Genomic DNA, 26,246 nt, shown 5'->3' with positions numbered 1-26,246 from the left:
AAGGCCGGGACCCCGTACCGATGAACAAGCGATGGCATCTCGCCGCCGACGCCCCCTCGCAGCTGGCCCCGGCCTTCGCCGGGGTGAATTAGCTGGGAGTCGTTGCTAGGGCGCGGTTTCGGCAGCCCGGCTGCTGACGCCGGCGATCCACGTCTCGACAACGCCGAACGCCGCATCGACCGCGACCAGATCGGCGCGATAGCCCGGTGCGATCTCGCCCCGACTGTGGGCGAGGCCCAGAAAAGCGGCCGGCGCGTGCGCGGCCATGCGGGCGGCGATCTCGATCGAAGTGCCCAGCATCGTCACGCAATTGGCGAGCGCCGAGACCATGTCGAGATGTGAGCCTGCGATCGTGCCGTCGGCGTCCCGACAGATCCCGTCGACCACGCGGATCGGGCGCCCCTGAAGCAGGAACGCGTCTGAATTGCTGCCGACGGTGGGCATTGCGTCGGTGACCAGCATCAATTGCTCCGGCGCCTTGCAGCGCAGCGCGATGCCGAGCGTGGTCGGGCTGACATGATATCCGTCGACGATGATCCCGCAGATGAGTTCCGTACGCTCGAGCGCGGCGCCGGTCAGGCCCGGCGCGCGCGACGTGAGCGGTGACATCGCATTGAACAAATGGGTGATGCCGGTGACACCGGCCTCGACCGCCACGATCGACTGTTCGTACGTGGCGTTGCTGTGGCCGGCCGCTACGATTACCCCTGCGGCGGTCAGACGGCGGATCGTCGCTGGCGTCGTGCGCTCGGGCGCGAGCGTCACCAGCGTGCGGCCGTGCCTGAGCGAAGTCAGCGCGGCGATCCCTTCGTCGTCGAGCCTGCGGATCTTGTCCGGACGATGGATCCCACGGCGCTCGACATTGAGAAACGGACCTTCGATATGGATGCCTAGCACTCCCGGCACGCCCTGCTCGATTGCGGCATCGACTGCGGCGACCGCATCGCGAATTACTTCGAGATCGTCGCTGATCAAGGTCGGCAGGAAGCCGGTGGTGCCGAAGCGCCGGTGCGCTGCGCCGATCGCCGCGATTCCTTCCACGGTCGGCGAATCGTTGAACAGCACGCCGCCGCCGCCGTTGACCTGCGTATCGATGAAGCCGGGGAGCAGCATCGCGCCCGCGAGATCGTGGCGCGCCGCATCGGCGGGGATTTCTTTCGCCGGAACCACGTCGGCAATGCGATTCCCGTCGAGCAGCACGGCTTCGCCATCGCGGAGAGCGCCCGCGCGAAGAACGCGGCCATTGATCAGAGCAGTGAGCATCAGACGGTTTCGGTGACCTTGGCGAGCAGGGGAGGGCGGTCGGGGTCGAACCCGCGACGCAACGATAGCGCGTTGGCCGCGCGGTAAAATGCCTGGATCTGGAGCATCGGCTCGATCGTCGGATGTGCCGACGGATGCGGAAGCTGGACCGCGCCCGGCACGTCGCCGCCGCTCACCAGCACCTCACCGCCGCGTGCCACCACTTCTGCAACGAGTTCGTCGACGCCATCGGCGGTTTCGTCGCCCTGACGGAAGACGAGCAGGGGGAAATCGGGGCCGACCAGCGCCATCGGCCCGTGGCGGACCTCGGCGGCGCTGAACGCCTCGGCATGGAGCCCGCAGGTTTCCTTGAACTTGAGCGCAGCCTCCTGCGCGATACCGAAGCCAAGGCCTCGGCCGATGACGTACAATCCCTGCGCCCGCTCGAGCCGCTCGACCATCGGCGACCAGTCCGACGCCCATGCTTGCTCAAGCAGCACGGGTGCGTTGTGGAGCGCTTCGAGGAGATCCCCGTCGCCGGCCCATTCGCCGACGAGGTGGAGCAACGCGGCGAGGCTGGCGATGTACGATTTGGTCGCGGCGACGCTTACCTCCGATCCGGCGTGGAGCGGCAGGAAGGTATCGACCTCGTGCGCCAGCGGCGACTCTGCGGTGTTGACCAGCGCTGCTGTGCGGGCGCCGCCTTGCTTCGCCGCGCGCATCGCCGAGAGGATGTCGGGACTCTTGCCCGATTGCGAGATGCCGATGGCCAGCATGCCGGTCAGATTCGCCGAGGCACCATAGACCGACGAGATCGACGGCGCCGCGGACGTGGTGAGCACTCCCAATCGCGTCTCGATCAGATATTTGCCAAAGGTCGCGGCGTGATCGGAGCTGCCACGGGCGCAGGTCATCACCCCGCGGGGCGGCGCGGCGCGAAGGTCTGTGGCGAGGGCCGCCACCGCGGCCTGATTGGCAGTGAGCTGGCGTCGCACGACCGCCGCGGCCTCACCTGCCTCCTGGAACATCTTCGTCACTTCGGGACTCGTCATTGCTTCAGCCTCGCGTATCGAGTTCGGCGACGAAGTCATAGGCGTCACCACGGTACCAGCTCCGCGTCGCCTCGATCACCCGGCCGTCCGCCAGGAATCCGCGACGTTCGATGTAAAGCCCGGGAGCGCCTGCTTCGATCCCGAGCAATGCGGCCTGTTCGGCATTGAACAACACCGCGCGCAGCCGCTGGAGTGCCCGCACTGGACGATTTCCCGTCACTTCGAGCGCGGCATAAAGCGAGGGGCCGACGACGTCCTCGCTGTCGAGGCCAAACCCCGGGATCGTCGAATATTCGATCGCCATCGGAGTTTCGTCGGCAAAGCGGATGCGATTGAAGCGATAGACCGGCGTGCCGGGGCTCAGTCCGAGCGTCAGCGACTCATCGGGCGTGACGGCGCCGGACGAGCGCCCCAGCCATTCGCTGCGTACCGTGCGGCCGCGCGCAGCCATATCCTCCGAGAAGGACGAAAGCTTCGCGAACTGCTTCTCGACGCGCCCCGCGACGAACGTGCCTGCGCCTTGGCGGCGGATCAACAAACCCTCGCTAACCAGCGCGTCGAGCGCCTTGCGCAGCGTGATCCGCGAAACCGACAGATCGGCGGCAAGGTCGCGCTCGGCGGGAAGCGCCTCGTTGGGCTGGAGCACCTGATCGCGCAGCGCATCGCGCAAGGCATCCTCCAGCCGCCGGTAAAGCGGGCCACCACCGGGGCCATCGAGAGGGCGTATCTTTTCGGCCAGCAGCGGCATTTCGGTTCCCACCATTGGGCTTAGGGGCGTTGGACGCAATACTAATACCAATGAGAGACCACAACGCTACCCAGAAAACGTTTGATCTCGTCATATTGGTGAAAGAATCCCCCTTGACGCGCCCATTGGTCTGACGGATGGTTCGGCTAATGGTATTCAAATGGTACAGAAAAATACGTGCCACCGGGAGATTGCCAAAGAGGATATGGGGATTCGGACTCTTCTGATCGACACCGCCAGCGCGATCGCGCTGTTTTCGGGCGCCGCACATGCGGCTGACGGAGTATCGACTGCGGCGGTGGTGCACGATGACGAGAAAATCCTTGTCACCGGCTACCGCGCCGCACTTGCCGCAGCGATTGAAACCAAGCGAAACGCCAATTCGGTCGTCGATTCGGTCTCGATCGAGGACGTCAGAAAATTTCCCAATACCAATGTCGCCGAGGCGCTGATTCCCGTCCCGGGCGTGACGGTCGATCGTCAGTTTGGCCAAGGCGAGAAGGCCTCGCTCCTCAGCAACGAACCGGCGCTCACTCGCACGCTGAACGGCCAGACTGTCGCCTTGGCCGATGGGTTCATCCTAGATTCGCCGGGCCGCACTTTCAATTGTGCGCTGCTAGCGCCGCGGCTGGTCAGCCGGATCGACGTGTTCAAGTCACCCAAGGCGCGGATCGACGAGGGTCCGATCAACGGCACTTGCCCTGCCGCAGCGAGATTGAGCGATTCGCGAAACCGCCTAAGCTTGCTGCTCATCATCGTCGGGAGTCTCGTTTGATCTGTTTTTCTCGAGTGCTGTTAGGGTTAGGCGCGGCGCTGGCTTCCGCACCGGTGGCTGCGCAGGTGCCCAAGCTGCTGCCCTTGCCCGCCGAACTGCACTCCGGGCGAGGCGTGCTTGCCGTGAGCGGGAAGACGGCGCTGGTGATGCCCGCCGCAGACACGGGTGCGCGCATTGCAGCCGAGCGGCTCGCTGCGTTGGTCGCAGAAGCGCGCGGTTTCGAGCTAAAGGTCGGATCGGATGCTTCCACGCCATCGATCCGGTTCGTCCGCGCGGCGACAGGCAAGGCGGAGAGCTATCGTCTCGAAGTCACGCCTAAAGGCGCAACGATCACTGCGGGCGACGACGCCGGACTGCTCTACGGAGCGGTCACCTTGTGGCAAGCGATGACTCAGGCGCCGGGCAGGGGCGCGGTGTCGATTCCGGCCTTCACCGTTGCCGATGCTCCGCGCTTCGGCTGGCGCGGGCTGATGCTCGACAGCGCTCGGCATTTTCAGTCGCCGGCCTATGTTCGGCAACTGATCGACTGGATGGCGGTCAACAAGCTCAATACGCTGCATTGGCATCTGGTCGACGATCAGGGTTGGCGGATCGAGATCAAGAAATATCCCCGGCTCACCCAGGTCTCGGGCTGGCGCCGTCCCGCCACTGCGCCGGGCGCGCCGCAATTGCCGCAGGTCGGTGGTTTCTATTCGCAGGAGGAGATTCGGGCGATCGTTGCCTACGCTGCGCAGCGTAACGTCACGATCATCCCTGAAATCGAGATGCCGGGGCACGCCCTCGCGGCGATCCGGGCTTATCCTGAGCTTGGCACCGGCGTACCGATCCCGCCGGGCACCGAAAGCGACTGGGGTGTCTTCCCGTGGCTCTACAATTTTGACGACAAGACCTTCAGTTTCTTGGAAAATGTTCTCGACGAAGTGATCGCTCTCTTCCCGTCGCGCTACGTCCATGTGGGCGGCGACGAGGCGACGAAGGAGCAGTGGAAGGGCTCGGCCGAGGTCCAGGCGCGGATGAAGGCGCTGGGCGTCAAGGACGAGGCCGCGCTCCAGGCCGCATTCATGCACCGGATCGGCGGGCATCTGACCAAACGCGGGCGCAAGCTGATCGGCTGGGACGAGATCCTCGAAGGCGGCGAGGTGCCGCCCGACGCGACGATCACGTCCTGGCGCGGCGTCGAAGGCGCGATCATCGCCGCGAAGGCGGGACATGACGCGGTGCTCAGCCCGTCACCGATACTCTATTTCGACAATCGCCAGGGCTTTAGCGACAGCGAGCCGCCCGGACGCGGCAATCGGATCGATCTGAAGACCGTCTATGGTTTCGAGCCCGTGCCGTCGGCGATTCCGGCGGCGCAGCAGCATCATATCCTTGGCCTGCAGGCCAATCTGTGGACCGAGCATGTCCGTACCGAAGCGCGCGCGGCATGGATGACCTTTCCGCGCGCTTCGGCAGTGGCGGAGATTGGCTGGTCGGCCAAAGCGGGACGCAGCTATGACGGCTTCGTCGATCGGCTCATCCCGCAATTGGAGCGGATGCGCGCGCTGAAGCTGGAGCCGGCCTCCAGTGCGTTCGCGGTGACGCCGGACTATGCCTATGTGCCCGGCAGCGACAGTGTGACGGTGACGCTGGTCAATCAGTCGGGGCTCGAGATGCACTATACCATCGACGGTAGCCAGGTGACCGCGAAGTCGCCGGTCTATCGCGGTCCGGTCTCGGTGAAGCTCACTTCCCAATTCAAGGCAGCGGCGTTCCACAGTGGCCGCGAATTGCCCGGCGGAGTGAAGCAGACCGTCACCGCGCAGAGCGTCCGCTGGCGCAGCGACGAAATGCTCAAGACCTGCACCAACCGTGTCGTGCTCGCGCTGGAGGACGATTATCCGGCGACGGGCAAAAGGGCGACGTTCGTGAGTGACATCTTCAACCCGTGCTGGCTGTGGGAGAAGGCGCCAGTGGGCGACGCGAAGCAAATCGCTATCACGGTCGGGCAGATTCCGTTCAACTTTCAGATTGGCAAGGACATCGAGACTATCAAATTCGCCGCCCCGGCCACTCCCGAGGGCGAGTTCGAGGTGCGTGCGGGCGGCTGTGAGGGCTCGCGTGTCGCAGTGCTTCCACTCGCTGCAGCGGAGGGCAATCCGGGACTGACGCGGCTGGTCGGCCGGCTCGCACCACGCGCCGGGAACGAGACCTTGTGCATCCGGTACACGGCCAAGGGTGTCGAGCCGATGTGGGCGATCGACGCCGTCGAGCTGATTCCGTGAGCGGCACGATGACCGATACGATAATTCTGATCGCGCCGTTCGCAGGCTGGCTCACGCCGCTCGAGGCCGTCCCCGACGCAGTGTTTGCCGAGCGTATGATGGGCGACGGCTTCGCGATCGATCCGATCGAAGGCCTGCTGCGCGCGCCGGCAGCGGGCGAGATCCTGTCCGTGCCGGCGAGCGCGCACGCAGTCACGCTCCGGCTCGACAACGGGGCGGAATTGTTGCTCCACATCGGACTCGACACCGTCGGGCTCGGCGGCAGGGGCTTCACCGCCAAGGTGACGGCGGGACAGCGGGTTAGGGCGGGCGACCCGCTAATCGCCTTCGATCTAGACGCCGTCGCGGAAGCGGCAAAGGCGCTGATCACCCCGGTGATACTCGCCAGCGAGGGCTATGTCCTGACGCTCGAGGCGACCGGCCGTCTGGTCGAGGCGGGGGCGAACGTCGCCCGGATCGCCCGCGTCGAGCCGCGCGAGACGACCCGTGGCGAGTCGATCGAGCGGTTCGAGCGGGATGTGATCGTCGATGCTGCGCACGGGATTCACGCACGTCCGGCCGCGCGCATCGCTGCGGCGCTTCGACCTTTCGTGGCGGAAGTCGCGATCGTCACCGGCACGGCGCGCGCCAATGCTCGCAGCACCGTGGCATTGCTCGGACTAGGCGTCGGCTCGGGCGCGTCCGTGCAGATCGCCGGAATCGGTACGGACGCACGCGCCGCAGTCGACGCGGTGGCCGCGTTGATCCTTTCGGGGCTCGGCGAGCAAGGCTCCACCGCCCTCACAGCGCCGGCCATCCGTTCGCAAGGGCCGGTTTGCGCATCGCCGGGCTTGGCGATCGGACAAGCGCTGCAGCTGAGGGCGGCGGATCAGGACGTGCCGGAGGACGGGGCGGGTGCCGCAGCAGAACGCGTTGGGCTGGACGCTGCGCTCGCCCAGATCAGCGGCCAACTCGCCGGCGCCCGCGGCGCTGCCGCCGAGATCGCCGAGGCGCATCGCGCGCTGCTCGACGATCCCGAACTTATCCATGCCGCGGGCGAGCAGATCGCCGCGGGGCGCAGCGCCGCCTTCGCCTGGCGTGCTGCGAGCGCGCAGGCCATGACGGCGATCCGCGCAACCGGCGACGCGCTGTTGATGGAGCGTGTCGCGGATCTCAAGGATCTCGAGCGTCAGGTGGTCGCGGCGCTGCTCGGCACGCCCGGTGCGGGCGTCCCAGCGCTGTCCCCGAGTACGGTCCTGATTGCCGAGGATCTGTTGCCTTCGCAATTCCTGGCGCTCGACGCTGCCAACCTCGCCGGGATCTGCACTGCGGCCGGCGGTCCCACTTCGCATGTCGCGATCCTCGCCGCCTCGGCCGGGATTCCGATGCTGGTAGCTGCAGGCGAGGGCGTGCTCGCGATTGTCGACGGGACGCCGCTGATCCTCGATGCCGATGCCGCCGCGCTCATCATCGAGCCCGGCGCCGCGGCACTTTCCGAGGCCAGCGAGCGCCTTTCCGCCACGCGCGACCGTCGCGCGCGCGACGCCGCGGAGGCGCACGAACCCTGCCGCATGGCCGATGGCACGCGGATCGAGATCTTCGCCAATCTGGGCTCGGTGACCGACGCGGCTGCTGCGGTCGCGGCGGGCGCCGAGGGTTGCGGGCTGCTCCGCACCGAATTCCTGTTCCTCGAACGCGAGACTGCGCCCGACGAGGAAGAGCAGCGCGAGACCTATTCGCGGATCGCTGCCACGCTCGGCGATCGTCCGCTGATCGTCCGCACGCTCGACATCGGCGGCGACAAGCCGGTGCCGTATTTGCCGATGGGGGCCGAGGAAAACCCGGCGCTGGGCCTGCGCGGGGTGCGGCTAAGCCTTGCGCGGCCCGATCTGATGCGGCTCCAGCTCCGCGCGATCCTGCGCGGGGTTCCAGCGGCGCAATGCCGGATCATGCTGCCGATGATCGCGGATCTTGGCGATTACCGACCGATTCGGGCGCTGCTCGCCGAAGTGCAGGCCGAATTGGGGATCGCGGATCCGGTGCAGCTCGGCGTGATGATCGAAACCCCCGCAGCGGCGATGCTCGCCGGCCAGGTGGCGCGCGAAGCCGACTTCCTGTCGATCGGGACCAACGATCTCACTCAGTACACGCTTGCCGCCGATCGCGGGAATGCGGCGGTGTCGCAGCGGATCGACGCGCTGCATCCGGCGGTACTGCGCCTGATCCGTCTGGTGGGCGAGGGCGCGCAGCAAGCCGGCCGTTGGGCGGGTGTCTGTGGCGGCCTCGCCTCGGATCCGTTGGCCGCACCGATTTTGATAGGGCTCGGCATCACCGAATTGTCGGCGACTCCGGCCGCCATTCCGGGACTCAAGGCCGCAGTCCGGCGGCTCGATATGAACGCGTGCGTCGCCCTTGCGGGGAAGGCGTGCGACGCCGCGTCTCCTGCAGAGGTGCGCGCACTTGCCCGAGAGGCACTGATATGAGCTTTAGACCCGCAACCCTGCTCGCCAAGGCACAGCCGCTCGGCCGCGCGCTGATGCTGCCGATCGCGGTGCTGCCGATTGCTGCTTTGCTGCTCCGGCTCGGCCAGGCCGACATGCTGGGCATTCCCTTCGTTGCCGCCGCGGGTGAAGCGATCTTCTCCAATCTAGGGCTGTTGTTCGCCGCAGGCGTCGCGGTCGGGCTTGCACGAGAAAACCATGGCGCAGCCTCGCTCGCCGGCGTGGTCGCCTATCTGGTCGCTGTCGAAGGCGCTAAGGTATTGCTGCACCTGCCGCCCGAAATCGTCTCCGCCCCCGCGCTGGAACAGGCGGCTTGGCGCGCCAAGGAGATCGGCAAGCTCAGTGTCGCCGCCGGCATATTATCGGGCATCGTGGCGGGCGTGCTCTACAATCGCTTTTCGGACATCAAGCTGCCCGATTATCTCGCCTTTTTCGCGGGGCGCCGCTTCGTGCCGATCGTCGCGGGCCTCGCCGGGCTCGCGGGTGCCGTGCTGTTCGGGCTGGGCTTCCCGTGGTTCGAGGCAGGGGTCGACACGCTCAGCCGCTGGGTGCTCGGCGCGGGACCGATCGGGCTGTTCCTGTTCGGGCTGCTCAACCGGCTGCTGCTGATCACCGGGCTGCATCACATCCTCAACAACATCCCATGGTTTCTGCTCGGCGACTTCAACGGGGCGACCGGCGACATCAAGCGCTTCTTCGCCGGTGATCCGAGCGCCGGCGCGTTCATGGCGGGCTTCTTCCCGGTGATGATGTTCGGGCTGCCTGCGGCGTGCCTGGCGATGTACCGCAATGCGCTGCCCGGGCGTCGCAAGGCCGTGGGCGGACTGTTGCTCAGCCTCGCGCTCACGTCGTTCCTCACCGGCGTCACCGAGCCGATCGAGTTCACCTTCATGTTCCTCGCGCCGGTGCTCTACGTGGTCCACGCGGTGCTGACCGGCATTTCGATGGTGCTGATGGACGCGCTGGGGGTGAAGCTCGGTTTTGGCTTCTCGGCCGGGCTGATCGACTATGTGCTCAACTTCGGGCTTGCCACCAAGCCGTTGCTGCTGCTGCCGGTCGGTGCCGCGTATTTCTGGATCTATTACGCCGCGTTCAGCTGGTGCATCCGACGCTTCGATCTCAAGACTCCCGGCCGCGACGCTGAAGTGCCACCGGCTGCGCAGGAAGCGGCTGCCGGCGCGCGCGGACCCGCGGTGCTCGCGGCGCTAGGCGGCACTGCCAATATCCGCAGTGTCGACGCGTGCACCACCCGGCTGCGCCTGGTGATGGCCGATTTCGCCGCGATCGATGAAGCTGCGCTGCGTGCGCTCGGCGCACGGGGCGTGCTCAAGCTTGACAATGGCGCGCTGCAGGTGGTGTTCGGGCCGATCGCCGACCAGATCGCGGGCGAAGTGCGCGCGGCGATGGCGGCAGGACCCGTAGCCGTGCCGGCGGCGCCTGTCGCCATGGCAGCGGCGATTACCGCAAGAGCGCCGGTCGCCGCAGCGGCGGCGCCGGTCTTCGACGCGGGGATCATCGCGCGGGCGTTGGGGGAAGGAAATATCTGCGCCGTCCGCGCCCGGGGTACCCGGTTGCTCGTCGAACTGACGGATATCTCGAAGATCGACCGTTCGGCACTCGAGCGCGGCGGGGTCCTCGCGATGTTGATACCCGGCGATGCCGCACGGCCGCTCCACCTCGTCACCGGCGACGCGACGATTGCGCTCGCGGAAGCGCTTCAGCCGGTCAGGTAGCGCGCTGGATCAGCCCGGCGCGGTCGGCCTCGACGACATCGGCATAGGAGACCCGGCCGGTCGCGCTCTCGATCCAGCATTCGGCATCGCCATAGCCGCCCTGGCGTACCAGCACGAAGGCGCAATCGCCGAACGGGCCGAACAACGCAGTGACCGGTCCACCATGTGCGGTGGGCCGATTCACATAGACTTCGGCAAAGGCGCTCATCGGCGGCAGAGTCACGGCAGCAGTGCCGTACATCGTGTCCATAACCCCTCCAGGTCCCGTCCGTTTCTTCCAATCCCCGCGGCTTCTGTGGCCGAGTCCTGAATCGGTTGGACAGGTTCAAAGTATGCCGCGCCGTTTCGGCACGTCAATCGGCAAATCAGCGCCGAAATCGTATAATCTGTCTAACCAATATGTCTTACATGGGGTTGGCAACACCGCTGCCTTGAAGCTAGTTTCAGCGAGGGAAGGGGAGGGCCGATTGGCACACGGAGTTGCGCATGCGGGCGAGGGGCGGCTGGCCGATCGCGCCTATTCGCAGATCGTCGAGATCATCAACGCCAAGGATCTCCAGATCGGCGACCGGTTGCCGTCGGAGCCGCGGCTCGCCGAGATGTTCGGCATGTCGCGAACGGTGGTGCGCGAAGCTTTGGTCCGACTCGCCGCCGACGGGATCACCGAGGCGCGACGCGGCGCCGGTTCCTATGTCATGCGGCGGCCCTCCGAACGGCTGGGTGCGCATATGCCGATGGCCGAGCTCTCGGCGACGCTCGGCACCTATGAAGTCCGCTTCGTGCTCGAGGCCGAGGCCTGCCGGCTCGCGGCGCTGCGCCGCTCTCCCGAGCAGATGGAGACGATCCAGCGAGCGATGGAAGCGCTGCGCGGCGCCTTGCACTCGAACGGTCCGGCGCATGAAGAGGATTGGGTGCTCCACCGCTCGATCTTCGAGGCGACTGCCAACCCCGCTTTCGTCGCGGCGTTCGATCATCTCGAAGAGGGCATCTACCGAATCCTGCGCGCCGGCGTGGACATTTCGCGCGCCCGCCCGCCTGAGGCGATCGGGGCGATGATCACTGAGCACGAGATGGTGGTCGAGGCGATTCGCGCACAGGACGCCGATGCTGCCGCGCTGGCGATGCGCTGGCATTTGTCGCAGGGGCGCAAGCGGTTGATGCCTTGACGGAGTAGCTAGCGCCAGCCGCCGCCCAGCGCCTTGTACAGCGCCACCGCGGCCTGACCCTTCGCCGCCCGGGCCTGATCGGCTCGCCGTTCGGTCGAGAGCAGCAACTGGCGCGCGCGGAGCAAGGTCAGCCGGTCGTCCTCGCCGCTGGTGGCCCTGCGCTCCGCTAACCCATAAGCCGACCGCTCGCGCTCCAGCGCCGCGCCAGCCTCGACCTCGCCCACTCGCGCATTGAGGAAGCGGTTGATCGCCGCTTCGCTGTCGGAAAGCGCGCCGAGCACGGCCTTTTCATAGCGCGCCGCAGCCCCCTGCGCCCGCGCATCGGCCGCGCGGATTTGCGCGCGGATCGTGCCGCCCGAGAAGACCGGCCACGAGAAGCTCGGGCCGATCTGTAGCCGGGTGCTCTCCCCGGAGAAGAGGCCGCCGGGAGTGCGGGCCTGCTGACCAAGGCTGCCGATCAGGCTGAAGCGCGGAAACAGGTCGGCGGTGGCGACGCCGATATCGGCAGTTGCGGCGGCGAGCTCACGCTCGGCGCGGCGGATGTCGGGGCGGCGCTCGAGCAGTTCGGAACGCACCCCCACGAGGATCCGATCGGGGCTGACGGGCAGCGGCGCCGGCTTGCGCAACTCGGGCGCGATCTCCTCGGGCGCTGCGCCGGCCAGCGCCGCGATCCGGTACGCCCCCGCTGCCGCGCGCGCCTGGGTGTCGGGTATGGCGGCTGCGCTGGTTCGCGCCGCCCCCTCGGCGCGCTCGACTTCGAGCCGCGATGCCTCGCCGGCAGTGAAGCGCAATTGCGTCAGCCGCGCGAGTTCGGCATCCGAGCCGGCGAGCGCCCGCGCATTTGCGGCATCGGCCTGCGCCGCGCGCAAGTCGAAATAGCTGCGCGCGACTTCGGCGATCAGGGTCAGCATCACGTCGCGCTGACCGAACAGCGCCGCCTCGGCGCGCGCGTTCGCCGCTTCGGTCTGGCGGGTGCGCCGACCCCAGAAGTCGAGCTCCCAACTCGCATCGAAGCCGAGGTCGAACAGCCGGAACTCGCGGTCGAAGCCGGGGATGTTGCCGATCGGCAGCTGGCCGTTCTCGCTCAACCGGTTCTCGGTGGCCGAGCCCCTCGCCTCGACATTGGGAAGCCGCCCGCCGGCCACCGCATCACGATTTGCGCGCGCTTCGGCAAGCCGCGCCTCGGCTTCCTTGAGATCGGGCGCGCTCGCCAGCGCGCGGGTGACCAGCGCCGAAAGCTGCGGATCGCCGAAGCTGTCCCACCAGGCGAGATCGATGGCGCCGGGCGCGCCGGGTTCGAGCCACGACGCCTGCGTCGAGGCGGTCGGCGCGGGGCGCTGGTAATCGGGTCCGACGGTGCAGCCGGCCAGAGCGAGAAGGGCGAGGAAAGGCAGGCGAGGCATCGGGGTCACTCCATGCGCGCGCGGAACAGCCAAGCCGATGCGGAGAGCGTCGCGCAGGCGATCAGCGCGAGCGGCCAGAGCTGGTGGAACACGGCGGCGGCCGGCATCGCCTTGAGGAACAATCCCTGGACGATGACGAGGAAATAGCGGGCGGGGTCGAGATAGGTCACCAGCTGGAGCCAGCCGGGCATGTTGTCGATCGGGCTGGCATAGCCCGAGAGCAGAATCAGCGGCGTGGTGATCAGGAAAACGCCGAGGAACGCCTGTTGCTGCGTCTTGGCGATCGCCGAGACGAGCATGCCGAGCCCGATCAGCGCGAGCATGTACATGGCGAGGCTGAGGAAGAAGAGCACAAGCGACCCGGTGAACGGCACGCCGAACACGAGGGGCGCGATGATCAGATACACGCTGCCGTTGATCATCCCGATGATGAAGGGCGGGACCATCTTGCCGATGAGGATCTCGTGGATGCGCAGCGGCGAGACCATCAACTGGTCGAATGTCCCCAGCTCGCGCTCGCGCGCCACCGATTGCGACGTGATCGCGAGGCCCGCGACCGAGGTGATGATCGCCACCAGCGAGGGCAAAGTGAACCAGATATAATCGAGCGACGGGTTGTACCAGTTGGTGATCACGCTCCCCGGCGGTTGCGCGGGCCCCGGTCGCGGATCGAGGTCGGCGCCGACGCTGCCGACGATCTGGGTGAGATAGCCGTTGACGATCTGCGCCGCGTTCGAGCGCCGCCCGTCGAGTACCACGCCCACTATCGCCGGCTTGCCCGCGGCGATGCGGCGATCGAAATCCTCGTCGATCACGAGCGCGGCGATCACCTTCTGGTTGTCGATCGCGTCGCGCAGCTCGTGCGGACTGCGCAGCGGCAGTATCTTGCGGAAATTGGGGCTGCCTGCGATCCGGCTGACGATCTCCGCCGAATGGACGCCCGAGCTGCGATCGAGGATCGCGACGTCGACATTCTTGACGTCGAGCGTGGTCGCGAAGGTGAAGATGAAGAGCTGCATCAACGGCGGCACGAACAACACGATCCGCGACTTGGGATCGCGCAGCACCGCCCACATCTCCTTGACGATCATGGCGACCAACCGGCGCATCTAGTCGAGGCTCCGCCGCGTGACGCGGAACGAGAGCAGGAAGAAGAGCACGCCGAAGCCGAGCATGATGGCGATATTGGGAAGCAGCAGCGCCCATTGGTCGCCCGCGAGGAACACCGACTGGAGGCTGGGGATCAGATAGCGCGCGGGTACCAGATAGGTCAGCGCCTGGATCGGCCACGGCATCGAGCTGATCTCGTAGATGAAGCCCGAGAGCAAGAAGGTCGGCAGGAACGCCGAGAGCAAGGCGATCTGGCTCGCGACGAACTGGTTCTTGGTGGCCGAGGAGATGAACAGCCCGAGCCCCAGCGCGGGCATCAGGAATGCCGACCCGACGACGAACAGCGCGAACACCGATCCGCGGAACGGCACCCCGAACACGAACACCCCGATCACCGTGCACAAAGCCATCGAGGCGAGCGCGAGCAGATAATAAGGGATGACCTTGCTTGCGATGAATTCGGCCATCGAGATCGGCGTGGCCATCATCGCTTCCATCGTCCCACGCTCCCATTCGCGCGCGACGACGAGTGCGGTGAGCAGGGTGCCGATCATCGTCATCACGTTGGCGATCGAGCCGGGGACGAGGAAATAGCGGCTCTTGAGCTCGGGATTATACCAGAAGCGCGCCGAGATGCTCACCGGCGGCCCGGCCGCGCCGGGATTGCGCTCGAGGCCCTCGGTCGCGGCCCATTGTGCGCGCACGCCCTCGCCATAAGCGGCGGCGAAATTGGCGGTATTGGGCTGCGATCCGTCGGCGATGATCTGGATCGCCGGCGCGCGGCCCTGCTTCACGCCCTCGCCGAAATCCTGCGGAATGACGATGATCGCACGCAGGTCGCCGGCCACCATCGCCTCGCGCATCGGCTGGATCGTGCGCGCCATCGTCACGTCGAAATAGCGCGAGGTCTGATAGGCTTGCGCCAGCCGCAGCGCGGGGGCGCTCGAATCCTGCAGCACCACCCCGATCCGCGTGCGGCTGCTGTCGAGCGACACCGCATAGCCGAACAGGAACAGCAGGATCATCGGCAGCACGAAGGCGATCAGGAAGGTCGAAGGGTCACGCAGGATCTGCGCGCCTTCCTTGCGGACCAGCGCGGCGAGGCGGCGGAAGGAGAAGCGGGGGGTCATTAAAGCCCCACGTCATCCCCGCGAAAGCGGGGACCCATCTCGTGCAGATGCCGGAAATGACAACGGCGGTTGTGGCGCTGGCGAAGGCAGGAGATGGGCCCCTGCGTTCGCGGGGGTGACGGACAGGGTCTCACGCCGCCTCCCTCTCGCCACGTTGCCGGTCGAACTGCTCGATCAGCGCGATGAAGGCGTCCTCCATCGTCGGGTCGTCGAGGCCTGCCAGCTTGCCCGCCTGCGCCTTCAGCTCATCGGGGGTGCCGGTGGCGATCTGCTCGGCGCGGTAGATCAGGGTGACGCGGTCGCAATATTCGGCCTCGTCCATGAAGTGCGTGGTGACGAGCACGGTCACGCCCTTTTCGACCAGCCCGTTGATATGCGTCCAGAATTCGCGCCGCGTCACCGGATCGACCCCCGAGGTCGGCTCGTCGAGGAAGAGGACCGGCGGCTCGTGCATCACCGCGCAGGCCAGTGCGAGCCGCTGCTTGAACCCGAGCGGCAATGTCCCGGCGTTGACGTCGAGCTTTTCCTCGAGCTCGAAAATCTCGATCATCGCCTCGATCGCGTGTTTCGCCGCTGCCCGGTCGAGATCATAGGCGCCGGCGAAGAAATCCAGATTCTGGCGGACGCTCAGATCGCCATAAAGCGAGAATTTCTGCGCCATATAGCCTAGCGACGCGCGCGCATCGGCGCGCGAGCGGCGCAGATCGTGCCCTGCCACCGCGCCGCTGCCGCTTGTCGGCGTGAGCAGTCCGCACAGCATCTTGAAGGTGGTCGATTTGCCCGCGCCGTTGGGCCCGAGCAGCCCAAAGATCTGCCCGCGCGGGATTGCGAAATGCATGTCGCTCGCCGCGACGAAATCGCCGAAGCGTTTGGTCAGCCCTTTGGCCTCGATCGCATAGCCTTCGCTCTCGGGGATTTCGCGATAGCGTTCGGCGAGCGCGCTGGTCCCCTTGGGCCCGCCGCCGAGCCGCTCGATGAACCCGTCCTCGAAGCGGGGTGGGGCGGGCTCGACCGCGCCGCCCTCGGCGTCGAGCGATTGCGGGGTCGGGGCAGCGGCGCGCTCGGCCATCAGCAGCCGCACCGATCGGCCCTGGATCGTCCCGTCGATCACTTCGTCGCGATCCAGCGTGCGAGTGAGGAAGTGGCGGCGGCGATCCTTGAACCCGGTGACGCGAAACACGCGGTCGGCGACCTTGCCCGTCAGTTTGGCGGGCGGGCCGTCGAACAGCAACTGGCCTTGATTGAGCAGATAGACGCTGTCGCACTTCTCGGCCTCGTCGAGATAGGCGGTCGACCACAAAACCCCGATCCCCTGATCGGTCAGATCGCCGACCATCGCCCAGAGTTCGCGCCGCGAGATCGGATCGACCCCGACGCCCGGCTCGTCGAGCAACAACAGCTTCGGCGTCTTTACCAGCGCGCAGGCGAGCCCGAGCTTCTGCTTCATGCCCCCCGAGAGCTTGCCCGCGAGCCGCTCCTGGAAGCGCGCGAGATCGGTGAAGTGGAGCAGCCGGTCGAAGCTTGCCTTGTGCTCATCCTTGGGGAGGCCGCGCACCTCGGCATAGAGATTGAGGTTCTCGATCACCGTCAGGTCTTCGTACAGCCCGAAGCGCTGCGGCATGTAGCCGAGATCGTCGAGCCTTTTTCCGGGCAGCGCGCCCAGCACTTCGACCGCGCCGGCAGTCGGCGCCATCAGCCCGGCGAGGATGCGGATCAAGGTGGTCTTGCCCGCGCCGTCGGGCCCGACGAGCCCGGTGACCTTGCCAGGCGCGATCGTCATCGAGACGCCGTCGAGCGCAGTGAGCGCGTCGAAGCGCTTCACCAGATCGGTGGTGCGGGCGACGGCTTCCACTAGCAAAACCCCTCCCTCCCTTGCAGGGAGGGGAGCAGAAGACCGGTCTCAATCCGCATGCCGCGGCCTCGCGCCGACGACGCGGATCGTCACCGGCTGACCTTGTCGCAATGCCTCGTCCGGATCGTCGACGATCACCCGGACCTGATAAACGAGGTCGGTCCGCAGGTTTTCGGTCTCGACTGACTTGGGCGTGAACTCCGCGCGGGGGGCGATATAGCCGATCGTTCCGCGATAGGTCTTGGGATTGCCGTCGGCAGTGACCTGCACCTTCATCCCCGGGCTCACCCGGCTGAGATCGGTCTCGGCGACATAGGCGCGCACGCGCATTGGGCGGTCGATCGACAGCGTCAGCACAATCTCGCCCGGCTGGACGATCGCGCCGGGCTCGCGCGCGCGGGTGACGACGGTGCCGGCGGTCGCGGCGACGAGGCGCGTGTCCGAACGATCGGTCGCGACGCCCGCGCGCGTCGCCTGTGCCGATCGCATCTCGGCGGCGGCGGCGGCGAGGTCCTCGGGCCGGCTGCCCGCCTGCAGCAGCGAAAGTCCCTGCCTCGCCTCGGCGAGCTGCGCTGCCGCGCGGTCGCGCTCGGTGCGGGTCTGCTCCCAGATGTCGCGGCTGATCGCGCCCGGCTCGACCAGCGGCTGGCGCCTTGCGTAATCGCGCCGGGCATTGTCATAGACCGCCTGCGCCGCGGCGACCCGCGCGCGCGCCTGGCCGACATCCTGCGCCCGCGCGCCGTTGCGCGCCTTGTCGTAATTGGCCTGCGCCTGCGCCACGCGCGCATCCGATTCGGCGATGCGGCTGTCGAGCGTCGCAGTGTCGAGCGTCGCGAGCAATTGGCCCTGCTTCACCCGCGCACCCTCCTCGACGCCGATCCCGGCGATCCGCCCGCCGACGCGGAACCCCATATCGACCTCGCGGATGTCGACATTGCCGTAGAGCGCGAGCTCGGTATCGGGCCGGCCGGGCAGCAGCCCGAAGCCGCGCGTGGCGAATCCCGCCACGGCAAGCAGCGCCACCACGACAAGCACGATCAGGCGGCGTCGGTTCATTGCGGCTTCTCCGAAAGGATGCAGAGCGTGTTGGCGCGCAGCCGGGCGCGCAGCAGCAGCGCGGTTTCGTCGTCGATCTGTTCGACTTGCAATGCGCGGCACACTGCGGCGCGGCCCGCGCGCAGCACCATAGCCTGCCCGAACAACAGGATCGCCATCGCCACCGCCTCGCGCTGGCCAAGGTCCGGGCGCGCGCGGCTGATCAGTTCGATAAATGCGTTGAGGATCGGCTGCATCGCCTTGGCGAAGAGCACGTCGAACGCCTCAGTCGGGAATTGCTGCTCTCGGATGATGAAGCGCGACCAGGCTTCGGTCTCGGGCCGCAGCATCATCTGGGCGAGGCTGTCGAGAATGGCGGCGAGCGCTTCGGTCGCCGCAATACTCGATTGCTGCCCTGCCGCCACGGCCCGTGCTACCGCCTCGCCTTGCAAATTGCGGATCGAGGCGGCGATATGCTCGGCAGCGGCTAGATAAAGCCCCTGTTTCCCGCCGAAATGATAGGTGATCGAAGACATGGCCGTGCCGGAGGCGCGGGCGATCTCGCGGGTGCTGGCGCCTTCGAACCCGAGCCTGCCGAACTGGTCGATCGCCGTGTCGAGGAGAGTCGCAGAGACCATATCCGCCTTCGTTCGTTCGAACGAACAGTTCATATGCTTGCATCTTCGAGGGAGCAAGGCCCTTGTACGCCAGTGGCTTGCACCCGATTGACCGGCTACGCGTTAATACTAGTGTATTTTCCACACTTTGCGATTATGTACCGATCATTATGAAACTTGCCATCTGTTCCGCTACCAAAGGGCGCCCGCGCGAATTCTGCGTCGACGAGGCGCTCGCCCAGGCGCTCCGCGTCTTCTGGAGCAAGGGTTATGAAGGTGCGTCGCTCACCGATCTGACCGATGCGATGGGAATCACGCGGCCCAGCCTCTATGCCGCGTTCGGCAACAAGGAAGCACTGTTCCGCAAGGCGCTCGACCTCTACGAGCGCGAGAAGCTTTGCTACATGTCGCAGGCGCTCGATGCGGCCACGGCCCGCGGCGTCGCCGAACGGCTGCTGCGCGGGGCGCTGGAAATGCAGGCGAGCGATTGCGAGCCCCGCGGCTGCCTGCGCGTGATCAGCTCGGTCGCGTGCGGAGTAGAAGCCGAATCGATCCGCGAGGAAGTCATTGCCCGGCGCAAATCCTCATCCGATGCACTGATCGCGCGCTTTGAAAAGGCCGAAGCGGCGGGCGAACTCCCCGAGCACATGAACGCCGAGGCGCTCTCCGGTTATCTCATCGCTCTGCTCCAGGGGCTTGCACTGCAGGCCGGGGCAGGGGCCAGCCGCGAAGAGCTCGAACGTCTCGTCGAAACCAGCCTCGCGGTGTGGCCGACGAAGTAGGGGTGATCCAATCTGAAGGAGGAAGCGTAGACCCTCGCGGGCGCACGCTTCGCTTCAGAGTCCCCGGCCCATCTTTCGATTATTCTCCAGCCGCATGATGCACCCGCTGATCTTGGCCATCAGCAGGTCGAGGTCCACCGGCTTGGTCAAATAGTCGTCGGCGCCGCCATGCAGACCAGCCAGCATATTCTCGCGGTCGGTCATGGCGGTCAGCATGATGATCGGCGTGTTCGAGAATTCCGGATGGTTCAGCTGAATTTCCGCCAGCATCTCATGCCCGGTCATCACCGGCATCGACACATCGCAGATCACGATGTCCGGCCAGGTGGTCAGGATCTTATCCAGACCCTCGCGGCCGTTGCAGGCCTCGATCGTTTCGAGGCCGGCATCGTGCAGTTCCTCGACCAGAAGGCTCCGGATCTCGGCTTCGTCATCAATACATAGAACTTTGATCACACTATCTTCCTAACTATGCTGCTTCGCGGATATCGGGATTTTGGTGGCGCAACGGCAGGTTCACCGTGAATGTCGAGCCTTTGCCGACCTCGCTGGCGACGGAGATAGTTCCGCCATGCATATCAACGATTTCCCGCACGATATTGAGGCCGATACCGGTGCCGGCGATTCCCGCGGCACTCTGCGCTCTGAAATACGGCTCGAACAGGCGCGACAGATCTTCCTCGTCTATTCCGACGCCAGTATCGCGCACACTGATGTGGATGATCTCGTGCTCCATCCACCCCCGCACGTAGATGTCAGGCGCGCGGGGCGCATATTTCACGGCGTTCGACAGGAGATTGCCGAATACGCGCTCCATCGCCTGCGCATCGACCTGCATTTCCGTGGGGAGGCCGGACAAGTCGGCATGAATTTGGTGCGTGGAGCAGATTTCCTGCCGATGATGTACGCAAGAGCCGACGATGTCCGCCAATGAGCAGAGCTTCTTGTTTATCTCGATGACGCCGGTTTGAAGCCTGCCCGCGGCGAGGATGCTTTCCATCAGTTCGACCATCCGTGACACACTGCCTTTGATCTGCACCGACTTCTCGGCGAGGTAGGCGAGCGTCGGCACTTCCTTCACGCGCGCGAGACGCTGGGCAGCGGCGTCGATGATCGTGAGCGGCGTACGGAATTCGTGCGAGACCATCGCCACGAAACGGCGCTGCAATGCGTTCACCTCGCGCTCTTGCTCCAGCAACCGGGCGAGCTCGGAGTTCTTTTCCTTCACCTCCGCGGTTCGCGTCTCGACGATCTTCTCGAGGTCGTCGCGGTGCTGCCGGAGATGGCGCTCGCTCGTGATCAAGGCTTCGAATGCGGTTTGTCGATCGTGGACATCCTCTAGGAGACCATACCACCGGCTGACTTCGCCCGAGGCGTGAATGCGCGGAGCGGCTCTGCAGCGATACCATCGATAATCGCCATCGCCGTTCAGAAGCCTGTACTCGATGTCGAGGCGAGTCCTGGTCCGCACCGCTTCGGCCCAACTGCTGGTCACCTGAGCGAGATCATCGGGGTGCACCGAATCAGCCCAGCCATGGCCGCGGGCCGCGGCAATCGAACGGCCGGAGACCTGTTCCCATTCGGGTCCGATCTCGATCACTTCACCGCGCGCGTTGGCGACCCAAGGGGTTTGCGGGTGAAGTTCGATCAGCGAGCGGTGATGCTCCTCGCTCGCGCGCAAGACGTTCTCGGCATTGCGAAGCTCGGTCACGTCGTCGATTTCGACGACAACCAGGTTGGTCAGGCGGCCTCCGAGCGAAACCGTCACACGACGCTTGTGAGTGACCAGCGTGTGAAGCGAGCCATCCTGGCTGGTAATTTCTTCCTCGAAGAGCCGCTCCGCGCCTGTCTCGAGGATATGTTTGTCCATCGCCCGAACTGAATCGGCCTCCGTCTGGGGAAGGAAGTCATAGTCCGTTTTTCCGATGAGCTCTTCGAACGGAACCCCGGTGAGCTTGCATGCCTGATCGCTGAGGAAGACGTAGCTATAGTCCTCTCCCTTGATGAAGACAGGGTGGCGCGCGCCTTTGTACATAGTCGCGATCAGGTCATAGCCGTATTCAGGCATCGTTGAGCCACCCTCACTACGCCTCCGCATCTTGTGTCCGGACAGTCGTCTAGGCGTGCGCCTAGGCACGACGTTGCTGTCCGAGGGCGGGGGCCCACATTTATCCTCTCATTGTAGAGGTGTGTGTGCTTCGCGTCGCGCTGGCGGGCTACGGTTTTTCCCGTAGTGCCCACGAAACGACTGGCCCGCCGCATATTGGAAGCATGAGGCGTATCGCGGAGCCGGAAGTGCAGCGATCGACCGGTCCGGGCTTATTGCGGGTTCGCGGGCGACGCGGCTTCGGCGGCGTCGAGCTGGGCGCAGATCAGTCCGGCCTGCACGCGCTGGAGCTGTCCGCGCACCTGCTCGATCGTCGCGAGTAGCTCGGCGAGATCGAGCGACATCGCAGTGATCGCTGCGGCGGAGCGTGGGTCCTGGCCTTGGATCATGTCGCGATACTCCTCACTGCAGGTCACGATACAACGCGCCTGCCGCTACGCTGGATGCATGCGATCACGCTGTCCAGCCGGGTTGGGCCGATTAACTCTCTTCCCGTGCTTGACTCATGCATAACTGGCTGGTTATGAGAAATGCATAGCCAATGAGTTATGAGTTGTGACGCCACTTGGTCCCGATCTGCTGTTCAAGACGCTTGCCGATCCGACGCGGCGCGCGCTGTTCGAGCGGCTTTGCCGCGAGGGCGAGCAGACGGTGGGCGCACTGACGGCGCGCGCCGGAGTGTCGCAGCCGGCGGTTTCGAAGCATCTCGGTGTGCTGCGCGATGCTGGCCTCGTCTGCGACCGGCATGAGGGCCGGCAAACGCATTACCGCGCGCTGCCCGGTGCGCTGGCGCCGCTGCTCGACTGGACCAGCCAGATGGCGGGCTTCTGGGAGCGGCGGTTCGACGATCTCGAGGACCTGCTCAAAAGGATGGACCAGTGACCGATATCGATACCGAGAAGCGCATAGTCGTCGTCGAGCGCGAGATCGCGTACCCGCCTGAGCGGCTTTGGCGCGCGCTGACCCAGCCGCATCTGATGGAAGAATGGCTGATGAAGAACGACTTCGCGCCAATCGTTGGCCACCAGTTCAAGCTAAGGGGCGAATGGGGCGGAGTGCTCGACTGCGAAGTACTCGAAGTCGAGCCGCAGCGGATGCTCTCTTACACCTGGGATTTCGCGAGCGACGATCCGGCGTTCGCGCTGGAGAGCGTGGTGACCTTTACGCTGACGCCGACCGCTTCGGGCACGCATCTGCGGATGGAACAAGCGGGCTTCGGGCCCGCGCAGAAGCAGGCTTACGGCGGCGCGTATGCTGGCTGGAAGCAGTTCCTCGACAAGCTCGAGCAGGTGTCGGCGCAGATCGACTGAGCGGCAAACCGCTTTGAGGGGAGAGTGAGATGAGCGCGAATATGTGGGTGCGACAGGGGCATCGCTGGCTGGCGATCGCCTTCACTTTGGGCGTGATCACTTACATCGTAGTGATGAGCCAAGGCGGGCAGCCGCCTATGTGGGTGGGGATGCTGGCGCTGGTGCCACTGATTCTCCTGTTGGGTACCGGACTATATCTTTTTGCGCTGCCGTATTTTGGCAAGCGGCGCGGCGCGCGCATGTGATGGCTGCGAAGAAAGAGCCGGTGCTGCTCTCAGGCGGCAATCCGCAGGTCGCCAAGGGCGACGGCGATGCGCCAGTGCAGGTCTATATCGCTGCGATGCCGGGTTGGAAAAGCGAGGTCGGGCAGCGGCTCGACGCGCTGATCGAGCGCACGCTTCCCGGGGTGCGCAAGGCAGTCAAATGGAACTCGCCGCTCTATGGCGTGGACGGCAAAAGCTGGTTCCTCGGAATGCACTGCTTCAACAAGTACATCAAGCTGGCCTTCTTCAACGGCGCGGGGCTGGAGCCGCTGCCCCCGATCGATGCGAAGGACCCGAACACGCGCTATTTCCACGTACACGAGGGCGAGGCGCTCGACGAGGCACAGCTTGCCGACTGGATCCGGCAGGCGGTGGCGCTGCCGGGGTGGGTGCCGTGAGAGAGGAAAGGAGAGGGCTATGAGCGAAGTGCAGGCCAAATCGCCGTCCGAGCTGATCGACGCGCGGATCGAGGAGCTAGGCGACTGGCGCGGCGAGACGCTCGCCCGTATCCGCGCGCTGATCAAGGAAGTCGACCCTGAGGTGACCGAGGAATGGAAGTGGCGCGGGGTGCCAACGTGGTATCACGCGGGCATGCTGTTCACCGGCGAGACCTACAAGAAGGCAGTCAAGATGACCTTCGCCAAGGGCGCTGCGCTTGACGATGCGAAAGGGCTGTTCACGTCGAGCCTCGACGGTAATGTCCGGCGCGCGATCGATTTCCACGAAGGAGCCGCGATCGACGAGGCGGCGCTCAAGGAGCTGATCCGTGCGGCGGTGGGCCACAACCTCTCGGGCGCGGGCTGAAACCCCTCCCGGCGAACCGGGAGGGGCGTGTCGCTCAGCTGCGAATGAAGGCGAGCAGGTCGGCGTTGATGACGTCGGCATGCGTTGTCGCCATGCCATGCGGGAAGCCCGGGTAGGTCTTGATCGAGCCGTGCTTGAGCAGCTTGATCCCGATCAGCGCCGCATCGGCGATCGGAACGATCTGGTCATCCTCGCCGTGGAGCAACAGCACCGGGACGTCGATTTTCTTGAGATCTTCGGTGAAGTCCGTCTCGGAAAAGGCTTTAACGCAATCATAGTGCGCCTTGATTCCACCCATCATGCCCTGCCGCCACCAATTGTCGATCACACCCTGTTTCACTTCGGCGCCCTCGCGGTTGAAACCGTAAAAGGGGCCGGTTGGCAGATCGATGTAAAATTGCGCACGATTGTTGGCGACGCCCGCGCGGATTCCGTCGAACACTTCGATCGGCAGGCCGCCGGGATTGGCTTCGGTTTTGAGCATGATCGGGGGACCGCGCCGATCAGCACCGCCTTGGCGACGCGGCCAGCTTCGGCGCGCGAGACATAATGCGCCACTTCGCCGCCGCCGGTCGAGTGACCGATATGGACGGCGTCCTTGAGATCGAGCGCCGCGGCGAGTTCGATCACATCGGCGGCATAGGTGTCCATCTCGTTGCCTGTGTCGGTCTGGGTCGAGCGACCATGTCCGCGGCGATCATGTGCGATCACACGATAGCCTTCGCCGAGGAAGAACATCAGCTGGGCGTCCCAATCGTCCGCGGAGAGCGGCCAGCCGTGGTGGAAGACGATCGGCTGCGCGGTCTTGGGACCCCAGTCCTTATAGAAAATTTCGGTTCCATCGCTGGTGGTTATGAAAGGCATGGGCCTGATCCTTGTAATATGGGTGCAGCCGGGGAAGGCTGGCGTGTGTCCGCGTTGCGCACTCTCCCGGAATGCGGCCGCGCCCTGTCCTTACGGTCCCGTGACGAAAGCATGATGACAGCAGTGATGGCGCGCAAGTGCGAAGATCGCAGGCCGCCGCTATCCGCAAACAACCCGACGTAGATTCCGCCGGCGAAGGCGGCTATTGGCGGGCCAGTACCGTGATCCATGCACTCGCCAATCCCACGCGCTTCCTGAAGCTCGCGCGCCCGCTGACGCCGGTCCTGTTCTGGGCGGGGGTGGCGCTGGCGTTGTTCGGCGCGTGGGGCGGGCTGACCCAGACCCCGGCGGACTATCTCCAGAAGGAGAGCGTGCGGATCCTCTATATCCATGTTCCCGCCGCATGGCTGGGAATGGGGGGCTGGACCGCGGTGGCCGCGGCCAGCCTCGGTTATCTGATCTGGCGGCACCCGCTTGCGCACATCGCCGCACGCGCGATCGCGCCGGCGGGGGCGATGTTCGCCGCGCTGTGCCTGGTCACCGGCGCGATCTGGGGCCGACCGACCTGGGGCACCTGGTGGGAGTGGGACGGGCGGCTGACCAGCATGCTGCTGCTGTTCTTCGTCTACATCGCGTACATTGCATTGGCCCGGGCTGATGCTGATCGCGGCGGGGACGGGCGGGTGGCGGCGTTGTTCGGAGTATCGGGCTCGGTGTTGTTGCCGATCGTGCGGTACTCGGTGGTGTGGTGGAATACGCTGCACCAGGGGCAGAGCATCGGGCTGACCAGTTCGTCGATCGATTCGTCGATGCTGTGGCCGTTATTCTTCACGATCGGCGGATTCACGTTGCTGTTCGCCGGGGTAGTGCTGATGCGGATGCGGGCGATGCTCGCGACGCAGAAGGTCGAAGCGCGGATGCGGCGGATGGCGGCGCAGTGAATCATTGGGCGTTCGTCTATTCGGCTTATGCCGTGACGTTGCTCGGCACCGGCGGTTTGGCGGCCTGGGCATGGCTGTCGATGCGGCGGGCTGAGGCGGCGGCGGAATCGCTTAGGCGCGAACGATGAAGCCCAAGCATCAGCGGCTCGTGCTCGGGCTGCTCGCATTGGGCGCAGTGGCCGGCGCAGCGGGACTCGCGCTCTCGGCGCTCCAGGACCAGGCGGCGTTCTTCTATGCCCCGGGCGACATGGCCGGCAAGCCGCTGCCGCTCGGCAAGGCAGTGCGGCTGGGCGGAATGGTCGAAGCGGGATCGCTGGTGCGCCAGCCCGACGGCATCTCGATCGCCTTCGTGGTGACCGACGGCAAGGCCAGGGTGCCGGTGGCGTTTCGCGGCGTCGCGCCCGATCTGTTCAAGGAAGGCTCGGGCGTGGTCGCCGAAGGCAAGTTCAACCCCGATGGCAGCTTCACGGCGGACAATCTGCTCGCCAAGCATGACGAACGCTACATGCCGCCGCAAGTCGCCGGCAAGATGCACAAGACCGAGACTCTCGACAAATGACCGGCTCCA

At 65.8% G+C, this 26,246-nt stretch carries 27 protein-coding genes and 1 pseudogene; 14 read left to right on the top strand and 14 right to left on the bottom strand.

What is annotated here, in order from left to right:
• Positions 1-105 precede the first annotated feature (105 nt).
• The 3 genes from nagA to CVN68_RS07590 are packed head-to-tail and all read right to left on the bottom strand — an operon-like array spanning position 106 to position 3,042.
• The gene (gene nagA, locus CVN68_RS07600) at positions 106-1,263 is read right to left on the bottom strand and encodes an N-acetylglucosamine-6-phosphate deacetylase (RefSeq protein ID WP_100281657.1); all 1,158 of its coding nucleotides are present in this window, start codon (positions 1,261-1,263) and stop codon (positions 106-108) included.
• Positions 1,263-2,294, bottom strand: coding sequence for an SIS domain-containing protein (locus CVN68_RS07595; RefSeq protein WP_100281656.1), 1,032 nt, complete (start codon positions 2,292-2,294; stop codon positions 1,263-1,265). The genes nagA and CVN68_RS07595 overlap by 1 nt, the downstream gene beginning before the upstream one ends.
• A gap of 4 nt (positions 2,295-2,298) precedes the next feature.
• The gene (locus tag CVN68_RS07590) at positions 2,299-3,042 is read right to left on the bottom strand and encodes a GntR family transcriptional regulator (RefSeq protein ID WP_100284277.1); all 744 of its coding nucleotides are present in this window, start codon (positions 3,040-3,042) and stop codon (positions 2,299-2,301) included.
• Between the two features lie 205 nt (positions 3,043-3,247).
• On the opposite strand from CVN68_RS07590, the gene CVN68_RS07585 reads away from it, so the two are divergent.
• The 4 genes from CVN68_RS07585 to nagE all read left to right on the top strand — a co-directional run bounded on the left by CVN68_RS07585 (position 3,248) and on the right by nagE (position 10,294).
• Positions 3,248-3,817: a TonB-dependent receptor plug domain-containing protein gene (locus CVN68_RS07585; protein WP_100281655.1), complete on the top strand. Its 570-nt coding sequence runs from the start codon at positions 3,248-3,250 to the stop codon at positions 3,815-3,817.
• 122 nt (positions 3,818-3,939) lie between these two features.
• Complete coding sequence (locus tag CVN68_RS07580) at positions 3,940-6,081, top strand: beta-N-acetylhexosaminidase (protein WP_233503626.1); 2,142 nt, start codon at positions 3,940-3,942, stop codon at positions 6,079-6,081.
• A gap of 8 nt (positions 6,082-6,089) precedes the next feature.
• Complete coding sequence (gene ptsP / locus CVN68_RS07575; protein ID WP_233503625.1) at positions 6,090-8,543, top strand: phosphoenolpyruvate--protein phosphotransferase; 2,454 nt, start codon at positions 6,090-6,092, stop codon at positions 8,541-8,543.
• On the top strand, positions 8,540-10,294 hold the full coding sequence (gene nagE / locus CVN68_RS07570; protein WP_100281652.1) for an N-acetylglucosamine-specific PTS transporter subunit IIBC: 1,755 nt from the start codon (positions 8,540-8,542) through the stop codon (positions 10,292-10,294). Before ptsP ends, nagE begins: the two co-directional genes overlap by 4 nt.
• Here nagE and CVN68_RS07565 read toward each other — a convergent pair.
• On the bottom strand, positions 10,287-10,544 hold the full coding sequence (locus tag CVN68_RS07565) for a hypothetical protein (protein ID WP_100281651.1): 258 nt from the start codon (positions 10,542-10,544) through the stop codon (positions 10,287-10,289). The genes nagE and CVN68_RS07565 overlap by 8 nt on opposite strands.
• 217 nt (positions 10,545-10,761) lie before the next feature.
• Here CVN68_RS07565 and CVN68_RS07560 point away from each other — a divergent pair, with 217 nt between their 5' ends.
• Positions 10,762-11,460, top strand: coding sequence for a FadR/GntR family transcriptional regulator (locus tag CVN68_RS07560; protein ID WP_233503624.1), 699 nt, complete (start codon positions 10,762-10,764; stop codon positions 11,458-11,460).
• An 8-nt stretch (positions 11,461-11,468) separates the two neighbouring features.
• Here the strand turns inward: CVN68_RS07560 and CVN68_RS07555 are convergent, their stop codons facing one another.
• From CVN68_RS07555 to CVN68_RS07530, 6 genes are all read right to left on the bottom strand, one after another.
• Positions 11,469-12,863 carry an efflux transporter outer membrane subunit gene (locus CVN68_RS07555; RefSeq protein ID WP_100281649.1) on the bottom strand — a complete coding sequence of 465 codons (1,395 nt, stop codon included), beginning with the start codon at positions 12,861-12,863 and terminating at the stop codon, positions 11,469-11,471.
• A gap of 5 nt (positions 12,864-12,868) precedes the next feature.
• Positions 12,869-13,972: an ABC transporter permease gene (locus CVN68_RS07550; protein ID WP_100281648.1), complete on the bottom strand. Its 1,104-nt coding sequence runs from the start codon at positions 13,970-13,972 to the stop codon at positions 12,869-12,871.
• Positions 13,973-15,103, bottom strand: a complete 1,131-nt coding sequence (locus tag CVN68_RS07545; RefSeq protein WP_100281647.1) for an ABC transporter permease — start codon at positions 15,101-15,103, stop codon at positions 13,973-13,975.
• A 130-nt stretch (positions 15,104-15,233) separates the two neighbouring features.
• Complete coding sequence (locus CVN68_RS07540; protein WP_233503623.1) at positions 15,234-16,955, bottom strand: ATP-binding cassette domain-containing protein; 1,722 nt, start codon at positions 16,953-16,955, stop codon at positions 15,234-15,236.
• Between the two features lie 48 nt (positions 16,956-17,003).
• Positions 17,004-18,011: an HlyD family efflux transporter periplasmic adaptor subunit gene (locus CVN68_RS07535; protein WP_100281646.1), complete on the bottom strand. Its 1,008-nt coding sequence runs from the start codon at positions 18,009-18,011 to the stop codon at positions 17,004-17,006.
• Positions 18,008-18,628: a CerR family C-terminal domain-containing protein gene (locus CVN68_RS07530; RefSeq protein WP_158298782.1), complete on the bottom strand. Its 621-nt coding sequence runs from the start codon at positions 18,626-18,628 to the stop codon at positions 18,008-18,010. Before CVN68_RS07530 ends, CVN68_RS07535 begins: the two co-directional genes overlap by 4 nt.
• 149 nt (positions 18,629-18,777) lie before the next feature.
• Here CVN68_RS07530 and CVN68_RS07525 point away from each other — a divergent pair, with 149 nt between their 5' ends.
• Positions 18,778-19,389, top strand: coding sequence for a TetR/AcrR family transcriptional regulator (locus CVN68_RS07525; RefSeq protein WP_100281644.1), 612 nt, complete (start codon positions 18,778-18,780; stop codon positions 19,387-19,389).
• A 54-nt stretch (positions 19,390-19,443) separates the two neighbouring features.
• On the opposite strand, the gene CVN68_RS07520 is transcribed toward CVN68_RS07525, so the two are convergent.
• The 3 genes from CVN68_RS07520 to CVN68_RS23110 all read right to left on the bottom strand — a co-directional run bounded on the left by CVN68_RS07520 (position 19,444) and on the right by CVN68_RS23110 (position 21,885).
• Positions 19,444-19,845: a response regulator gene (locus CVN68_RS07520; RefSeq protein WP_100281643.1), complete on the bottom strand. Its 402-nt coding sequence runs from the start codon at positions 19,843-19,845 to the stop codon at positions 19,444-19,446.
• Between the two features lie 13 nt (positions 19,846-19,858).
• Positions 19,859-21,457 (bottom strand): sensor histidine kinase, encoded by a 1,599-nt coding sequence (locus CVN68_RS07515; RefSeq protein ID WP_158298781.1) that lies wholly within the window; start codon positions 21,455-21,457, stop codon positions 19,859-19,861.
• A 251-nt stretch (positions 21,458-21,708) separates the two neighbouring features.
• Positions 21,709-21,885, bottom strand: coding sequence for a hypothetical protein (locus CVN68_RS23110; protein WP_158298780.1), 177 nt, complete (start codon positions 21,883-21,885; stop codon positions 21,709-21,711).
• Between the two features lie 166 nt (positions 21,886-22,051).
• Here CVN68_RS23110 and CVN68_RS07510 point away from each other — a divergent pair, with 166 nt between their 5' ends.
• Genes CVN68_RS07510 through CVN68_RS07490 form a run of 5 tightly spaced genes read left to right on the top strand, consistent with a single transcriptional unit; the run spans position 22,052 to position 23,873 of the window.
• A complete protein-coding gene (locus CVN68_RS07510; RefSeq protein WP_100281641.1) occupies positions 22,052-22,378 on the top strand; it encodes an ArsR/SmtB family transcription factor in 327 nt (108 codons plus the stop codon).
• The gene (locus CVN68_RS07505; RefSeq protein ID WP_100281640.1) at positions 22,375-22,806 is read left to right on the top strand and encodes an SRPBCC family protein; all 432 of its coding nucleotides are present in this window, start codon (positions 22,375-22,377) and stop codon (positions 22,804-22,806) included. The genes CVN68_RS07510 and CVN68_RS07505 overlap by 4 nt, the downstream gene beginning before the upstream one ends.
• Before the next feature lie 29 nt (positions 22,807-22,835).
• Positions 22,836-23,051, top strand: a complete 216-nt coding sequence (locus tag CVN68_RS07500) for a hypothetical protein (protein WP_100281639.1) — start codon at positions 22,836-22,838, stop codon at positions 23,049-23,051.
• On the top strand, positions 23,051-23,467 hold the full coding sequence (locus CVN68_RS07495) for a DUF1801 domain-containing protein (protein ID WP_100281638.1): 417 nt from the start codon (positions 23,051-23,053) through the stop codon (positions 23,465-23,467). The genes CVN68_RS07500 and CVN68_RS07495 overlap by 1 nt, the downstream gene beginning before the upstream one ends.
• Positions 23,468-23,486: 19 nt before the next feature.
• Positions 23,487-23,873 carry a DUF1801 domain-containing protein gene (locus tag CVN68_RS07490; protein ID WP_100281637.1) on the top strand — a complete coding sequence of 129 codons (387 nt, stop codon included), beginning with the start codon at positions 23,487-23,489 and terminating at the stop codon, positions 23,871-23,873.
• Positions 23,874-23,907: 34 nt separating this feature from the next.
• Here the strand turns inward: CVN68_RS07490 and CVN68_RS07485 are convergent.
• Positions 23,908-24,737 (bottom strand): annotated as a pseudogene (locus tag CVN68_RS07485) (alpha/beta fold hydrolase).
• Positions 24,738-24,958: 221 nt separating this feature from the next.
• Here CVN68_RS07485 and ccmC point away from each other — a divergent pair.
• Genes ccmC through ccmE form a run of 3 tightly spaced genes read left to right on the top strand, consistent with a single transcriptional unit; the run spans position 24,959 to position 26,237 of the window.
• Positions 24,959-25,678: a heme ABC transporter permease CcmC gene (ccmC, locus tag CVN68_RS07480; protein ID WP_199560287.1), complete on the top strand. Its 720-nt coding sequence runs from the start codon at positions 24,959-24,961 to the stop codon at positions 25,676-25,678.
• Positions 25,675-25,806, top strand: coding sequence for a heme exporter protein CcmD (locus tag CVN68_RS23105; RefSeq protein ID WP_158298779.1), 132 nt, complete (start codon positions 25,675-25,677; stop codon positions 25,804-25,806). The genes ccmC and CVN68_RS23105 overlap by 4 nt, the downstream gene beginning before the upstream one ends.
• Complete coding sequence (gene ccmE, locus CVN68_RS07475) at positions 25,803-26,237, top strand: cytochrome c maturation protein CcmE (RefSeq protein WP_100281636.1); 435 nt, start codon at positions 25,803-25,805, stop codon at positions 26,235-26,237. The genes CVN68_RS23105 and ccmE overlap by 4 nt, the downstream gene beginning before the upstream one ends.
• Positions 26,238-26,246 lie beyond the last annotated feature (9 nt).

The sequence above is a fragment of the Sphingomonas psychrotolerans genome, assembly GCF_002796605.1.
In the GTDB taxonomy this organism is placed as follows: domain Bacteria; phylum Pseudomonadota; class Alphaproteobacteria; order Sphingomonadales; family Sphingomonadaceae; genus Sphingomonas; species Sphingomonas psychrotolerans.
Note: the sequence above shows the minus strand (reverse complement) of the source record. Positions and strands in the feature narration are given on the sequence as shown.

Coding starts and splice junctions, on each gene's coding strand:
- nagA (WP_100281657.1), bottom strand. CDS start 1,263: ATGCTCACTGCTCTGATCAATGGCCGCGTTCTTCGCGCGGGCGCTCTC.
- CVN68_RS07595 (WP_100281656.1), bottom strand. CDS start 2,294: ATGACGAGTCCCGAAGTGACGAAGATGTTCCAGGAGGCAGGTGAGGCC.
- CVN68_RS07590 (WP_100284277.1), bottom strand. CDS start 3,042: ATGCCGCTGCTGGCCGAAAAGATACGCCCTCTCGATGGCCCCGGTGGT.
- CVN68_RS07585 (WP_100281655.1), top strand. CDS start 3,248: ATGGGGATTCGGACTCTTCTGATCGACACCGCCAGCGCGATCGCGCTG.
- ptsP (WP_233503625.1), top strand. CDS start 6,090: ATGACCGATACGATAATTCTGATCGCGCCGTTCGCAGGCTGGCTCACG.
- nagE (WP_100281652.1), top strand. CDS start 8,540: ATGAGCTTTAGACCCGCAACCCTGCTCGCCAAGGCACAGCCGCTCGGC.
- CVN68_RS07565 (WP_100281651.1), bottom strand. CDS start 10,544: ATGGACACGATGTACGGCACTGCTGCCGTGACTCTGCCGCCGATGAGC.
- CVN68_RS07555 (WP_100281649.1), bottom strand. CDS start 12,863: ATGCCTCGCCTGCCTTTCCTCGCCCTTCTCGCTCTGGCCGGCTGCACC.
- CVN68_RS07550 (WP_100281648.1), bottom strand. CDS start 13,972: ATGCGCCGGTTGGTCGCCATGATCGTCAAGGAGATGTGGGCGGTGCTG.
- CVN68_RS07545 (WP_100281647.1), bottom strand. CDS start 15,103: ATGACCCCCCGCTTCTCCTTCCGCCGCCTCGCCGCGCTGGTCCGCAAG.
- CVN68_RS07535 (WP_100281646.1), bottom strand. CDS start 18,011: ATGAACCGACGCCGCCTGATCGTGCTTGTCGTGGTGGCGCTGCTTGCC.
- CVN68_RS07530 (WP_158298782.1), bottom strand. CDS start 18,628: ATGGTCTCTGCGACTCTCCTCGACACGGCGATCGACCAGTTCGGCAGG.
- CVN68_RS07525 (WP_100281644.1), top strand. CDS start 18,778: ATGAAACTTGCCATCTGTTCCGCTACCAAAGGGCGCCCGCGCGAATTC.
- CVN68_RS07515 (WP_158298781.1), bottom strand. CDS start 21,457: ATGCCTGAATACGGCTATGACCTGATCGCGACTATGTACAAAGGCGCG.
- CVN68_RS23110 (WP_158298780.1), bottom strand. CDS start 21,885: ATGATCCAAGGCCAGGACCCACGCTCCGCCGCAGCGATCACTGCGATG.
- CVN68_RS07500 (WP_100281639.1), top strand. CDS start 22,836: ATGAGCGCGAATATGTGGGTGCGACAGGGGCATCGCTGGCTGGCGATC.
- CVN68_RS07495 (WP_100281638.1), top strand. CDS start 23,051: ATGGCTGCGAAGAAAGAGCCGGTGCTGCTCTCAGGCGGCAATCCGCAG.
- CVN68_RS07490 (WP_100281637.1), top strand. CDS start 23,487: ATGAGCGAAGTGCAGGCCAAATCGCCGTCCGAGCTGATCGACGCGCGG.
- ccmE (WP_100281636.1), top strand. CDS start 25,803: ATGAAGCCCAAGCATCAGCGGCTCGTGCTCGGGCTGCTCGCATTGGGC.